The organism is Escherichia sp. AM3 (assembly GCF_032029835.1).
GTDB classification, from domain to species: domain Bacteria; phylum Pseudomonadota; class Gammaproteobacteria; order Enterobacterales; family Enterobacteriaceae; genus Escherichia; species Escherichia coli.
Window position 1 is genome coordinate 1 of sequence record NZ_JAVUPQ010001326.1, and the last position, 234, is coordinate 234.

The 234-nt window shown below is 56.8% G+C and carries 1 protein-coding gene; it reads left to right on the forward strand.

The genetic code is table 11. The features are described 5' to 3' along the window. The coding region (locus tag RTW80_RS30900) for a contractile injection system protein, VgrG/Pvc8 family (protein WP_312722077.1) at positions 1 to 234 on the forward strand (234 nt) is incomplete at both ends.

Genomic DNA, 234 nt, shown 5'->3' on the forward strand with positions numbered 1-234 from the left:
CCGGATGGCGGCGGAGGAAGGCATCTTCTTTTATGAGGAGCACGCGCAAAAAAGTACCGACCAGAGCCTGGTCCTGTGCGATACCGTGCGTTATCTGCCGGAGTCCTTTGAGATCCCCTGGAATCCGAACACCCGTACCGAGGTAAGCACCCTCTGCATCAGCCAGTTTCGCTACAGCGCCCAAATCCGCCCTTCTTCCGTGGTGACCAAAGACTACACCTTTAAACGACCCGG